This is a genomic window from Nocardia niwae NBRC 108934 = DSM 45340, assembly GCF_001613465.1.
Taxonomy (GTDB): Bacteria; Actinomycetota; Actinomycetes; order Mycobacteriales; family Mycobacteriaceae; genus Nocardia; species Nocardia niwae.
Genome location: NZ_BDCK01000027.1, coordinates 59,836 through 71,413, shown reverse-complemented (window position 1 = coordinate 71,413; position 11,578 = coordinate 59,836). Strand labels below are relative to the sequence as shown.

The 11,578-nt window shown below is 67.7% G+C and carries 16 protein-coding genes; 8 read left to right on the top strand and 8 right to left on the bottom strand.

The window, feature by feature from the left end; all coding sequences use genetic code 11:
- Nucleotides 1–87: 87 nt before the first annotated feature.
- On the bottom strand, nt 88–522 hold the full coding sequence (locus NNI01S_RS19220) for an effector binding domain-containing protein (RefSeq protein ID WP_063021492.1): 435 nt from the start codon (nt 520–522) through the stop codon (nt 88–90).
- Nucleotides 519–962, bottom strand: a complete 444-nt coding sequence (locus tag NNI01S_RS19215; RefSeq protein WP_039801088.1) for a GyrI-like domain-containing protein — start codon at nt 960–962, stop codon at nt 519–521. The genes NNI01S_RS19220 and NNI01S_RS19215 overlap by 4 nt, the downstream gene beginning before the upstream one ends.
- Nucleotides 963–1,271: 309 nt before the next feature.
- Here NNI01S_RS19215 and NNI01S_RS19210 point away from each other — a divergent pair, with 309 nt between their 5' ends.
- Nucleotides 1,272–2,045: a uracil-DNA glycosylase gene (locus tag NNI01S_RS19210; protein WP_063021491.1), complete on the top strand. Its 774-nt coding sequence runs from the start codon at nt 1,272–1,274 to the stop codon at nt 2,043–2,045.
- Nucleotides 2,046–2,075: 30 nt separating this feature from the next.
- Here NNI01S_RS19210 and NNI01S_RS19205 read toward each other — a convergent pair whose 3' ends face one another.
- From NNI01S_RS19205 to NNI01S_RS19195, 3 genes are all read right to left on the bottom strand, one after another.
- Nucleotides 2,076–2,309, bottom strand: coding sequence for a metallothionein (locus NNI01S_RS19205; protein WP_063021490.1), 234 nt, complete (start codon nt 2,307–2,309; stop codon nt 2,076–2,078).
- An 89-nt stretch (nt 2,310–2,398) separates the two neighbouring features.
- Nucleotides 2,399–2,584 (bottom strand): ferredoxin, encoded by a 186-nt coding sequence (locus tag NNI01S_RS19200; RefSeq protein ID WP_063021489.1) that lies wholly within the window; start codon nt 2,582–2,584, stop codon nt 2,399–2,401.
- Complete coding sequence (locus NNI01S_RS19195) at nt 2,581–4,050, bottom strand: cytochrome P450 (RefSeq protein ID WP_084489009.1); 1,470 nt, start codon at nt 4,048–4,050, stop codon at nt 2,581–2,583. The genes NNI01S_RS19200 and NNI01S_RS19195 overlap by 4 nt, the downstream gene beginning before the upstream one ends.
- Nucleotides 4,051–4,151: 101 nt before the next feature.
- Here NNI01S_RS19195 and NNI01S_RS19190 point away from each other — a divergent pair, with 101 nt between their 5' ends.
- Nucleotides 4,152–4,817: a TetR/AcrR family transcriptional regulator gene (locus tag NNI01S_RS19190; protein WP_063021606.1), complete on the top strand. Its 666-nt coding sequence runs from the start codon at nt 4,152–4,154 to the stop codon at nt 4,815–4,817.
- On the opposite strand, the gene NNI01S_RS19185 is transcribed toward NNI01S_RS19190, so the two are convergent.
- The gene (locus tag NNI01S_RS19185; RefSeq protein WP_084489007.1) at nt 4,801–5,427 is read right to left on the bottom strand and encodes a TetR/AcrR family transcriptional regulator; all 627 of its coding nucleotides are present in this window, start codon (nt 5,425–5,427) and stop codon (nt 4,801–4,803) included. The two genes, NNI01S_RS19190 and NNI01S_RS19185, sit on opposite strands and share 17 nt — an antisense overlap.
- A gap of 143 nt (nt 5,428–5,570) precedes the next feature.
- Between NNI01S_RS19185 and NNI01S_RS19180 the strand changes: the two genes are divergently transcribed.
- From NNI01S_RS19180 to NNI01S_RS19160, 6 genes are all read left to right on the top strand, one after another.
- Nucleotides 5,571–6,020: a hypothetical protein gene (locus NNI01S_RS19180; protein ID WP_063021488.1), complete on the top strand. Its 450-nt coding sequence runs from the start codon at nt 5,571–5,573 to the stop codon at nt 6,018–6,020.
- Nucleotides 6,021–6,297: 277 nt separating this feature from the next.
- Complete coding sequence (locus NNI01S_RS19175; protein WP_063021605.1) at nt 6,298–6,834, top strand: hypothetical protein; 537 nt, start codon at nt 6,298–6,300, stop codon at nt 6,832–6,834.
- A 696-nt stretch (nt 6,835–7,530) separates the two neighbouring features.
- Nucleotides 7,531–8,175 carry an HAD family hydrolase gene (locus NNI01S_RS19170; protein ID WP_063021487.1) on the top strand — a complete coding sequence of 215 codons (645 nt, stop codon included), beginning with the start codon at nt 7,531–7,533 and terminating at the stop codon, nt 8,173–8,175.
- Nucleotides 8,176–8,709: 534 nt separating this feature from the next.
- On the top strand, nt 8,710–9,321 hold the full coding sequence (locus NNI01S_RS19165) for a hypothetical protein (protein ID WP_157114861.1): 612 nt from the start codon (nt 8,710–8,712) through the stop codon (nt 9,319–9,321).
- Nucleotides 9,322–9,406: 85 nt separating this feature from the next.
- A complete protein-coding gene (locus tag NNI01S_RS34625) occupies nt 9,407–9,574 on the top strand; it encodes a DUF6374 family protein (protein WP_157114860.1) in 168 nt (55 codons plus the stop codon).
- The gene (locus NNI01S_RS19160) at nt 9,571–9,888 is read left to right on the top strand and encodes a hypothetical protein (RefSeq protein ID WP_063021485.1); all 318 of its coding nucleotides are present in this window, start codon (nt 9,571–9,573) and stop codon (nt 9,886–9,888) included. Before NNI01S_RS34625 ends, NNI01S_RS19160 begins: the two co-directional genes overlap by 4 nt.
- 6 nt (nt 9,889–9,894) lie before the next feature.
- Here NNI01S_RS19160 and NNI01S_RS19155 read toward each other — a convergent pair whose 3' ends face one another.
- Both NNI01S_RS19155 and NNI01S_RS19150 read right to left on the bottom strand, forming a co-directional pair.
- Entirely contained in the window at nt 9,895–10,218 is a 324-nt protein-coding gene (locus NNI01S_RS19155) for a hypothetical protein (RefSeq protein ID WP_063021484.1), read from the bottom strand.
- The gene (locus NNI01S_RS19150; RefSeq protein ID WP_063021483.1) at nt 10,215–11,501 is read right to left on the bottom strand and encodes an NsdA family TPR-like regulatory protein; all 1,287 of its coding nucleotides are present in this window, start codon (nt 11,499–11,501) and stop codon (nt 10,215–10,217) included. The genes NNI01S_RS19155 and NNI01S_RS19150 overlap by 4 nt, the downstream gene beginning before the upstream one ends.
- Between the last annotated feature and the right edge of the window lie 77 nt (nt 11,502–11,578).

Here is an 11,578-nt window from a genome sequence, read left to right as displayed (position 1 = left end):
GATATTTTCGCAGGTCAAACCCGGTGCAGTCGATATCGGAAATAAGATGGAGACCAGTCGGTTCTAGGTTAGTTACTTCCCGGCAAGCTAAACGAGGATGGAAATGAACAACTCGACCGACTCCGGGCCGTGCCAGATCTCGATTTCTTCACGGTAAGCGCGGGTGATCTCGGCCGACGCCGTCGCATCGTCGACCTGCGCCCAGACGTCCTCTACCGGATCGTGATAGTCGCCGTTCGGCGCGAAACGGGCATACACGCCTTTCGGCACCCGCACCAAGACGTCGCCGACCGGCACGGCGTCCGGGGACGGGTACTCGAAGCACACCACGGCGTTGTAGTTCCCGGCCGGATCCGGCACGTACACCGTGTACATAGGCCCCTCGCCGCCCTGGCGGTCGCGCAATCGGTCTTTGAGGAACTCGATCAGGTCGCTGTTGCTGACCTTGAAGCTCGGGCGCACGCGCGGGACGACCAGCCCGCCGTAGACCGCCTCGGCACGCACCACGATCGCGTAGCTCATCGCGCGTCGACCGCCAGGTACAGATCGATCTTGTAGGCGTGCGGATAGCACTCGAAGTCGCCGGTATAGGTCCGTTTGATCTGGTTGTGTTCCTCGGCGTAGGCGATCTGCGTCCACAGGTCGGTCATCACCTGCGGGAAGTTGCCGACCGAGGAGAACCGGGCGTAGGCCCCGCGCGGCAGGCGCGCGACCAGGTGACCGCGGGTGACGTCGTCGAACGACGCGCACTGATAGCCGACGATCTGGGTGTTGTACGTGCCCAGCTCACCGGTGTAATCGGTGTAGGCGCTGGCCAGCGGGCCGCCGAGTTCCTGGTGCAGCACCGCCGCCCAGGCCGCCTCCAGATCGCGGTCACGCAGTTCTCCGAGCGCACGCTTGGGGCTGCGTACCGGCAGCCCGGCAACCCACGTCTCGTCCCGCTCGACGATCTCAAACTGCATGGAAAGACTCTTTCGAAGGAAGCCGGAGGTGAATCACCGCGTCCGGTCGGTCGGAATCGCCATGCTACCAACCCGGACCGGGTGGTACCGATCACATAGCACGCTCGGCAACCGCGCGATCACCGCGCTGAACTGGACAGACGTCCGAAGCGGCGCCCTCGGCGGCGAACCGGCCGGCGGGCGGCGACGGACGGCCGCGCTGAGGCATAGTGGACATGATCGTCCGGTTCGCCCCTCCGCGGCACCACCGAACGGAGTCCTGATGAACGAGACGCCGGTCGCCGACCGACACCGCCCCACCAGCCCGCGATGACCACACCGCCCACCCCGGCCCCCCGAACCGACGGGTGCCGGTCCATCGCCGAACTCGACGCGGCGGTCGCCGACTGCTTCGCCTGTCCGCGCCTGGTCGCCTGGCGTGAACTCGTCGCGCGACAGAAACGCGCTGCCTTTCGCGACCAGACCTACTGGGGCCGTCCGGTGCCCGGATTCGGCCCGGCGGACGCGCGAATGCTGATCGTGGGACTCGCGCCCGCCGCGCACGGCGGCAACCGGACCGGCCGGATGTTCACCGGCGACCGCAGCGGGGATGTGCTCTACGCGGCGCTGTACGCGGTCGGCCTCGCCAACCAGCCGACCGCGGTCGGCCTCGACGACGGCCTGCGGCTCCACGGCGTACGGATCACCGCCCCGGTGCACTGCGCGCCACCGGACAACAAGCCGACGCCTGAGGAACGCGACCGCTGCGGCCACTGGCTGGACACCGAACTGCGTCTGCTGACGCCCACCGTCCGCGCGGTGGTGGTGCTCGGCGCATTCGGCTGGCAGGCGTTGCTGCCGGTGCTCGCGCGCGCACGCTGGGTGGTGCCGCGCCCGCGACCGCGGTTCGGCCACGGCGCGCACGTGGAACTGGCCGCTGCCGACGCCGGCCGCGAGCCGCTGCATCTGTTCGGCTGTTATCACGTCAGCCAGCAGAACACCTTCACCGGACGACTCACGCCGGCCATGCTGGAGGCGGTACTCGCCGACGCGGCCCAGACCGCCGGGCTCGAGGTGCGGCGAAGCCACGCGCCGCGCGGGTGATCGCTCGCGCATCGCCGCTCGGCAGCCGGTTCAGACGTGGTCGACCAGAGCCGGGTGGCCTGCTTCGTGGGCGCAGTGCGCGCAGCAGAAGTAGTCCCCGCGCGCCTCGACGCCGTGGCCGAGGATCCGGCAGGAACAGTGCGTGCACGTCGGGGCCATGGCGTTGATCGCGCATTCGAAGCTGTCGAAGGTGGCGGACTGACCGTCGCGGGTGATGGTGAACGTCTTGTCGTATTCGTTTCCGCAGGTGTCGCAGGTGGCCATGAGGTGTCACCGGTCCTCTCGGGTCGATGGACTAGAGCGTCGCAGTTCGCGGTACCCAGCGCCGAAGACGCAAAACGGACCGGCGGAGCTCAGGCCAGGCGCAGCGCCTGGACCGGGCAGCTGTCGACGACGAGCTCGATCACGTCCCGATCGGAGGAGGGGACCGTGTCGGCCGGCACGACGATCCCGTCCCCGCCGACCCGGAACAGATCGGGCGCCAGAGCTTCGCACATGCCATGGCCCGCGCACAGGGTGCGGTCGGCGACGATTCTCATCGGTCGATCCGCTCCAACCGGATGGGCAGACCGTCGGCGGGCACCGGCCCGGTCCCGGCGACCAGCGGCACCTGGTAGTCCTCCGGCACGCTCCAGCGGTACCGCAGCAGCATCTGGTGCACAACGGCTTTCACCGTCATGCCGCCGAAGTAGAGGCCGATGCACTTGTGTGCCCCGCCACCGAAGGGCGCCCACGCGAAGCGGTGCGATCGGTCCTCGCGGCGGTGCTCGGCGAAGCGTTCCGGGTCGAAGGTGTCGGGGTCGTGCCAGTACTCCTCGTTGCGCATGAGCCCGTACGTGCCGCACAGGATGAACGTCCCCTTCGGCAGGTAGTAACCGAGGATGTCGGTGTCGGCGATGGTTTCGCGAACCTGCTGAGCCACCGGCGAGTAGACCCGCAGCGCCTCTTTGAACGCGAGGTCGAGCGAGGGCAGGCGGTCGAGATCCTCGTAGTCCAGCGCTGGCTTGCCCAGCGCGACGGATTCCGCCCGCAGCCGCTCCTGCCATTCCGGATGCCTGCCGAGTTCGTATACCAGCATGGACGCGGCGATGGTGCTGGTGTCGTGGGCGGCCATCATCACGAAGATCATGTGCTCGACCACCTCCGCGTCGGTGAAGGTCTCGCCGTCGGCGGTGCTCGCGCGGCACAGCACGCTGAACAGATCCTGGCCGCCGCCCGCGCGCTTGGCGGGCAACTCGCGGCGGAAGTGCTCCTCGAGCACCCGGCGCCCGCGCACGCCACGGGCCCACACACCGCCCGGCACGTTCGCCCGGATCAGCGCGGCCCCGCCGCGCACCGCGTCCTCGAAGGCGCGCTCCAGCCGTGCGGCGTCCGCGCTGGGTTCGGCGCCCGCGAAGACTTCGGTGGCCTGCTGGAGCAGCAGTTTCTTGATGGCGCGGTAGACGCGGAAGTCGTCGGCGGGCTCCCACTGCGCGAGGCCGCGGGTGATTCGCGGCGTGGTCATATCGAGGTAGCCGATCAACCGCGGACGGGTGAAGGCCTGCTGCATGACGCGCCGGTGCAAAAGGTGGTCGTCGAAATCGCGCAGCAACAAGCCGCCGCGGAAGAACGGGCCGATCAGCCACTCCCAGCCGCGCTGCGCCGACAGCACCTTGTTCCGGTCCAGCATCACCGCCTCGTACCCTTCGGGGCTGCCGAAGGTGACCATCCGGCGGCCGAGCATGCCGAACCACTGGACGGGCCCGAGGCGATCGAATCGAGCTCGCGCGAATCCGATCGGGTCGGCCAGTGCGTGCACGGTGTATCCGATCCCGGGGAGCCCGAAGTCGCCGAGCACGGGTCTCAGCCCGCTCCCCGGCGGCGGATCGGCCAGCGGCCGCACCGGCGCCGGATAGCGCGCGACCGCCCGCGCGGCCGCGCGCTGCGCGTGCCACGCCCAGGTGGTCCGCGCCTGGCGGATCGTGCCGGAAACCTCGTCGAACGACTGGGGCACAAGCAGACTCATGACCGTCTTCCCTTCGCGACACTGCGATAGTCCGACGATAGAGGAAACCATCGTTTCCGTAAACGTTTGTTTCCCAATTTTGGCTGTGCCAAGCTGACGTGGTGACCCGTACCGTCCGCGGCACCTATCGCGGGGCCTCCACGGCCGAGCGCCGCGAAGACCGGCGCAGGCGGTTGCTCGACGCGGCCCTCGACATCATGGGCACCCAGGGCCTATCGGCATTGACCGTGCGCGGGGTATGTGAACAGGCCAAGGTCGGCCCGCGCTTCTTCTACGAAGCCTTCCCCGACCGCGACGCGCTCGCCTCCGGCGTGCTGATGGAGATCCAGCAAGCGGCCCTCGACCGGGCGAAGGCGGCGATCGCCGAGACCACGGGCACGCCCGCCGACCGGATCCGCGCCGGGGTGGCGGCCCTCATCGTCGAACTCACCGACGACCCGCGGCGCGCGAAGGTGGCCTTCGCCCAGACCTACGGCGACGAGGCGCTCATGCGCAGCCGCTTCGCGGGCATGCGCCAGGTCGCCGACGTCATCATCGAGCAGACGCGCTTGGTCCTCGAGCTGCCCGAGGGACAGGACACCGCGATCGCCGCGACCTCCCAGCTGATCACCGGCGGCGCGGCCGAACTGGTCCTGGTCTGGCTGGACGGCGGCCTCGACGTCGACCGGGACGGGCTCATCGCCCTGCTCGCCGATTTCACCGTGGCCATGCTCGACCGGCTGCCCGCGGTCGCCGGGCGACTGTCCGGCCTCACACCAGATTCCTGATCAGCGCGGACATCAGCGGCTCGCGCAGCCCGGGCAGGGCGGCGAAATCGCCGGCGACGACGCGATTGGTCGCCAACGAGACCACCGCGCCGATCACCGCCTCCCCCGCCAGCCGCTGATGCGGGCGGGTCGCGCCGAGGGTCGCGGCGAATCCGTCGACCAACGCGGCCTGGGTCGCCAGCCGCCGCTCCAGCACCGGCCTACCCGCCGCGTACACCTCCACCAGGAAGACCTTCGCGACCTGCGGTTCCTGCGCCAGGGTGGAGAAGTACGCGTCGAGTGCGCGGTCTATCCGCTCGAGCGGCGTGCCCGCTGCCGCGAGTGCTCCCGCGATCCGGGTCATCACGATCTCCACGGCCATGTCGTAGGCGGCGAGGAAACATGCCTCCTTGTTCGCGAAGTGCTGGTAGAAGGTCATCCGCGACACCTCGGCCCGCTTCAGCACGTCCGCCACCGTCGCCGCCGCGTAGCCCCGGTCCGCGGCCGCCTCGATCATCGCCACCAGCATGCGGGCCCGCTGCGCGGCCACCACCTGTTCCGGCGCGATGCCGTGATTGCCGCCGTGCAATTTGCCGCTTGCCCGCGCCTTCAGCAACGATCCTCGCTCCACATTGCCGATGCTAGGTTCACGCGCTCATCGCCCGTCCGCGAATACGGCCGCGACTCTGCGCGAATCGGACCGCGATTGGGGCGAAACGGGGCACAATGGGCCGTCCGAGAGTGCTCGATTCGAAAGAAGGAGCGTGATCGACAGTGGAAGGCAGGCAGCTGGCGGGACGAAGCGCCCTGGTCGCGACGCTGTGTGCAGGCGCGTTCGCGGCGGCGGCCCCGGCGACGGCGGGCGAACCGGCGTTCGTGAACATCGGGGTCATCCCCACCTTCGGTGACACCTGCTACGGCGAAGGTCAAGCGGGCGTCTCCGCGCCCACCGGCACTTCCGGCGCAGCCCGTTTCGGCATCAGCTTCGTCAACCAGACCCCCACGGACCTGCCCTGCACCTTCACCGCGTTCGCCAACTGGCGCAACCTCGACACCGGCGCCGCGGGCACAGCGACTGTCCCCGTCACCACCAAGACGGCTACGAACCAGCCCTCCGCGACAGTCTTCGCCGCCTTACCCACGGGCCGTGGACGCGTGCAGGTCGACGTGACCACCGATTATCCGCATGTGCCCGCACCGCCGGTCGAGATTCGGATCAGCTGAGCGCCTGCGCGCCCGGATCTCGGGCCGTTGCGGACCTCGGCATCCGGGCCACCCCGGCATCTCCGCACCGGCACGGCGAATCCACGCGAACGCCCGCGGCAGGTCGCGGTAATTGGCGGGTGATGGCGATGCGCCGACTGTGCCCGGCTCCTAGACTGGGGAACTGCGGCACGGTCGACCGTCGAAGCGCCGCGGCGCGTCCGCGGTCGGCACAACCAGAAGTCCCGACTCAGCGAGGGCCGCTCGGACACGGCCCGTTCCCATGCAGGAGGGCCGCATGCCCGAGCCGTTCCATATGCGAGTCTGCCTGATCGGCCGAGGTTGCCTCTGCCCCACGGTCACCCTCTTCCTCGCCCCCGAACCGCTGATCCCCGGCGGCAACATGCTGCACGTGGTCGAACAGGATCCCCTCACCGCCGACACCGGCACACCGACACCCGACGCCGAAGTGATCGACCTGGTAGAGGGCGGCCCGGCCGCCGCAGGCCCGCAATGGCGGCCCGAGCTGCACGAGTTCCGATCCGGACGCCCCGACCCGCACCGAATCCACGACATCCTGCACGACCACCACATCACCGACGCCGCCCCGGTCGGCCTCGATGTCGGCGATCCCGCCGAACTCGCCCGCCTTGACCTACTCCCCGAACACCCCATCGGCTACCGCCGCATCGACGACTTCCAACAGGAAGCGACCGCCCGCGCGATGCTCGCGGTCTACCGCCTCTTCGAAGTGGACCAGCGAGTTCGCCTGATGTACCACGGCTTCGCCGATCCGGAGACGGGCTGGTTCGCGCTACGGACCGCGACCGCCTGAGCGATCGGGGCGTTGCCCCACCTGTAGGCGCCTCCACGCCCACTCGGCCTGGTGGGCGCCTCGTCGGCCGACGAGCGAGGACAGTGGCTCGCGCGCAGCGGTCGGCACCGATCGGCGCCCAGGAGTCGAATCCGCGGTGACATTCACGCGGCAGCGCGTTCGAGACTCGGCCGAATAATCGCGATTGCAGCAACATTCGAATTGCTGGGACCGCTCACTGCACCCGACTACCTGGACGTCGTCATGCGGCACCGGTCGTGACCGCCGGTCCGCCGCAGCCTCCATTGAAGCGACTCGACCTGAAACCCATACCCCGGAACAGGGTTTCGACACGCTGCGACGGTCGCCACACATCAGGCCTCTGGACGAGCGATCTCGGCTGCGGCACCGATGAGACCTTCGAACGGCAGTTTGTGGAGCGGATCACCAAGGCCCGTTCCGAGTGGTGGCTTCCCGTACCCCTTGGTAGGTTTCGGCTTGTTCGCGCAGCGTCGCGCATCACCATCAGCTTCGACTCGCGAAACATTCCTTCGATCCACAGTTCGTGCGCCTTTCCGTCATGGAACGAGGCGGGAATCGTCATACCCACACAGCCGCTTTCGCCGTTCTCGACGGCCGAATCGTCGGTGGCACGCTGCACGCCCCTGATCGCTGCGGGCGTAGCTGTTCTATCTCATCGAGCCTTCTGGAGTACCGGTGGTAACTGCACTATCTCACCAGCCCGCGGAACTCGACGCGGTCATCTTCGACTACAACGGCGTCATCGGCCTGCAACCCACCGTTCCCATGTGGAGCGGGCTCGCCGAACTCGCCGGATGGCACGCGGACCAGCTCGCTCTCTTCCAGAACGCGTTCTGGAGCGCCCGCGAACCCTACGACTCCGGTGAATTCGACGACGCGGCCTTCTGGACCGCCGTACTCGGCCGTTGCCCGGACCCGGAACTGCTCACCCGGTTGCGCGCCGTCGACACGGAGCTGTGGACCCGGACCGACGACCGCGTCGTCGCACTCCTCCACCGTGCCCGGCAAGCGAATCTCCCGATGGTGCTGCTGTCCAACGCACCCCACCCGGTCAGCGACGCACTCGACGCTTCCGACTGGCGCACCCTGATGACCGACGCCCTCTATTCGGCCCGGCTCGGCCTGAACAAGCCCCACCCCGACACCTACCGAAACGCGTTCGCCGCGACCGGAGTCCGCGATCCCGGCCGCGTCCTGTTCATCGACGACCGTGCCGACAACTGCCGAGCGGCCGCCCACCTCGGCCTGCGCACTCTGCACTACACCGGCTCACCCGCCGACATCGAGGTCTACTTCGGCCCCACAACCGTCGCCGCGTAGATCCCCCCGCGTCGTCACAGAATCCCGCGGTCAGCACCGCCACCAGTCGGTGGTGGGCATGAGCCTGACGGACGCTCGGCTTGGAGTATCCAGCCGAGCGTTTCGCGTGAGCGCAAGTGAGCACGAGCCTCCGATGCGTGGAGTCAGGGGGATCGAACCCCTTGAAATTCCCTGGTTTCTGGCCTCTGAACTGCGGTTGGATATTTTCGGACAACTTTCGAAGAGTTGTGGTGACCTGCGGGTTCACATCCAAGTGTTGATGGCATCAACACCGATCAACTGGGCGATCACGACCTGCGGTGGGTATGGAACCGGGGCGGCATGACACCTGAATTGCGTCCTGAGCCAAATCCTGAACCGCCGCTGGGCGGCACCCTCCTGCCGAGGCTGCCCAGATATGGACCGCATTCCTCACCGTGTGGCCCGGCGACCGTACTGGATCTTCCGCGCCGTCGCTCAACGCCGACGCGCTGGCCTCACAGCCGGTCAAGTCGAACGACGTCGAGTAGCCGGGACCTCTGGCAAGATGGCGCCGTGACCGACTCACTTGCAGCTGATTTGGCAATCGAGTGGAAAGTCTACGGTCCGTTCGTCCAAGGAACTGCGACAGTGGTCGGGGTACTAGTCAGTGGCGCTCTCGGCGGCTACTTCGTTACGCGCACCTCCAAGAAGACGCCGTACGAACACCTTGCCCTTCTGGTCGACGCCAGGTCGGATTGGCCCGAGGAGCTCGCAAGCGTCAGCACGATTGACCGTTCGATCGCACGGGCGCTTGCGCAGATCCGGGCGGTTGAGGGGCGCAGTATGCATGCAGACGCCACTGACGCCGAGTTGGCGGCCGATTGGCGCGTTGCCCGGGAGCGGAGCCGGGATGCGTGGCTGAAAGTTGGCCTCGTTGTGTTCTTCATCGGATACCTGCTGACGACTTTTGCGGCTCTGTCGGGTAAAGCCTGGTTGCTCTATTCGGCCGTCGCAGTTCTCGTCATCGGAGTCGTGATCCTGACCTTCCGCGCACAGATCAGCGGACGCCAGTTCGCCGAACGGAAGAAGATCTTGGATTTGATGGAACAACGACTGGCGCAGCGTGAGAAAGAGGCAGCGGATCTCTCCAAGGAGTACGTGCCTCCGGAGTTATTCGACTACTAAGTATCCGCCTCGGCCAACACCGGCGCGTCCGTCGGATCCACCAAACCGGTACAGAACACGTGTTCGAATGAAGGTAGGTTCGGTCATGCCCGAACTTAACCGACTCGACTTCGCCCAGATGCAGGTAGGAGACGTGCGGCGGTTGCTCGACGCCGCCGCTTTCGGGAAGACCGTCGCCCCCGAACAGCTCGAAATTATGGCGCTCGGCGAAGGGCTTCGCATCTGCGTCGACGCCACCCGAGGAACAGAATGACCGACCACGCCGACGATGCCCTCATGACCGCCGACCAACAGGCGCTACTCCGTTCCGTCGTCGACGCCATCAACGAGGCACAGAGGCCGGTTGCTCCCGTCGAGATCACCCGCTTTCTGTCCACCCGGATCCACCCGGCGCCCGCGCTCAACGACATCACCGCGGTGGTGAACATCTTGGAGTTGCCGAGCGTCGCCTTCCAGCGCGGCGAGGCGAGCGGCATCGTGCTCGCACGAGTCCTCGATGCGTTGGAGTCGGCCACCGCGGGCGAAGAGTACCGCCGTCCTACGCCAGACGTTGACGACGGGTACTGAGCAGCGCTACTGCTGACCCAGCAGATAGTCCCTCATCCGCGGCGAGCCTGTGCGTGAAGTCTCGACGATGTTCACGGCCTCGCGCCCGGTCAGTCCAAGACGCTGCGCCAGCTCGACCGGCACGACATCGTCGTCGCCGACGAGTTCGACGAGCAAGCGATTACGCGCCTGCTCGGCAGCATGCACTTCTTCGCGGGCCTGCTTGAACCGGTCGGACCGCGACGGGGGGCGGCCGCCTTCGCTACGCGCGAATACTTCGCCGGTGCCCATAAGCGCGGCCTTGGCGCGCTCGATCTGCGCCAGCACCACTGCTTCACGGTCCGCGCTCATACCATCACGATATCCCGAGCCGCGAGGCGCGCGTCCAACTCGCGGACCGGCTGTGACCCCGCCCACGGCGAGAGGACTCGGCGGCCGTCTCGGATCGCGGCAGCCAGGCGAGGTGACCGGCATTGCCCGGTGAGGTCGGCCGCATCGCCGACGGCGGCCGCGGCCGCATCCACCTCCCCGAGTTGGATGAGTGACCGCTCCAGTTCGAGCAGCGATATCGCGCGGTCGCGTACGTACTGCGGCTGCATGAGGGTCAGCGCCTGGCGGGTCGCCGCGGCGGCGGCCGTAGCCTCGCCGAGGATCGAGAGGCAGTTGCCGCGGTAGGAGTGCATCATCGCCTCGGACACGAAGTAGGCGCGAGACTGCGAAGGATGGCAGGGCTCCACTCCGGCGATGGCCTGGCCGGCCTCGTCCAGCGCAACAAGGCACGCCTGCCGCTGCCCGGCGACGGCCGCAGCCTCGGCCGCGCGCATCGCGACATATGCACGAAGCGGCGCGTCCTCACTCTGGGCGACCCAGCTTCGCGCGGCCACGGCGTGATCTACCGCGCCGCGCGGGCGACGCTGCCAGATCGCGAGCTGGGACAGATGGCACAGCATGTACGCGCCGAGGTCCGCATCCTCGGCGTCGTGCGCCGTTTCGCGAGCGAGCTTGTACAGCCGCGCGGCGGTGTCATAGTCATCGGAGTCCCACGCCAGGCACCCTGCGAACCCGGTCCATTCGGCGTGCAGCGACAGGACGGCGGGCCGCAGCGGGGCAGGACAATCGCGCAGCATCGCCTCAGTGAGTTGCTGCTGAGCGATTACGACGCCTTGCGCAGCAGGGGATCCGAGCGTGTCGTCGAGCTGCATCGCCGCGTAGAGAGTGTTCCGCACCACCTCGACAGCCGCGGCGTCCGGCTGGCCGGTACCGGACATCAGCCAACGCGCACGATCGGCGTCGGCGATACCGAGCATTGCCAGCCCACCGGCACCGAGCGCACCCACCTTGAACAACTGCCGCCGATCCACGTCGTCCTCCTGTGTCGGGTGTAGCCGCGCACGGAACGCTGCTACGACTTCCTCCGGGGCCATGGACAGCGTCGTGTCGAGCACGGCTTGATATGCCGGGCGGATAGATCGACCGGCTTCCCAGTGCTTGACGGTGCGCTCGTGCGCACCCAACTTGCGTGCCCAAGCTGCCTGGCTCATTCGGAAGGCGTCACGCAGGGCGCGGCTTTCCTTGCCAGTCCACTCTCTGACGCTAACCATGCTGTCTCCCAGGACGTAGTGGCTGAGGCCCACTGTGCACCACAACGCCCCCGCTGGTCCATCGAAACGCCACCGAAGCGCCACCACCCGCCCAGCGAAGCTACTTTCAG

Coding starts and splice junctions, on each gene's coding strand:
- NNI01S_RS19220 (WP_063021492.1), bottom strand. CDS start 522: ATGAGCTACGCGATCGTGGTGCGTGCCGAGGCGGTCTACGGCGGGCTG.
- NNI01S_RS19215 (WP_039801088.1), bottom strand. CDS start 962: ATGCAGTTTGAGATCGTCGAGCGGGACGAGACGTGGGTTGCCGGGCTG.
- NNI01S_RS19210 (WP_063021491.1), top strand. CDS start 1,272: ATGACCACACCGCCCACCCCGGCCCCCCGAACCGACGGGTGCCGGTCC.
- NNI01S_RS19205 (WP_063021490.1), bottom strand. CDS start 2,309: ATGGCCACCTGCGACACCTGCGGAAACGAATACGACAAGACGTTCACC.
- NNI01S_RS19200 (WP_063021489.1), bottom strand. CDS start 2,584: ATGAGAATCGTCGCCGACCGCACCCTGTGCGCGGGCCATGGCATGTGC.
- NNI01S_RS19195 (WP_084489009.1), bottom strand. CDS start 4,050: ATGAGTCTGCTTGTGCCCCAGTCGTTCGACGAGGTTTCCGGCACGATC.
- NNI01S_RS19175 (WP_063021605.1), top strand. CDS start 6,298: ATGCCCGAGCCGTTCCATATGCGAGTCTGCCTGATCGGCCGAGGTTGC.
- NNI01S_RS34625 (WP_157114860.1), top strand. CDS start 9,407: ATGCCCGAACTTAACCGACTCGACTTCGCCCAGATGCAGGTAGGAGAC.
- NNI01S_RS19160 (WP_063021485.1), top strand. CDS start 9,571: ATGACCGACCACGCCGACGATGCCCTCATGACCGCCGACCAACAGGCG.
- NNI01S_RS19155 (WP_063021484.1), bottom strand. CDS start 10,218: ATGAGCGCGGACCGTGAAGCAGTGGTGCTGGCGCAGATCGAGCGCGCC.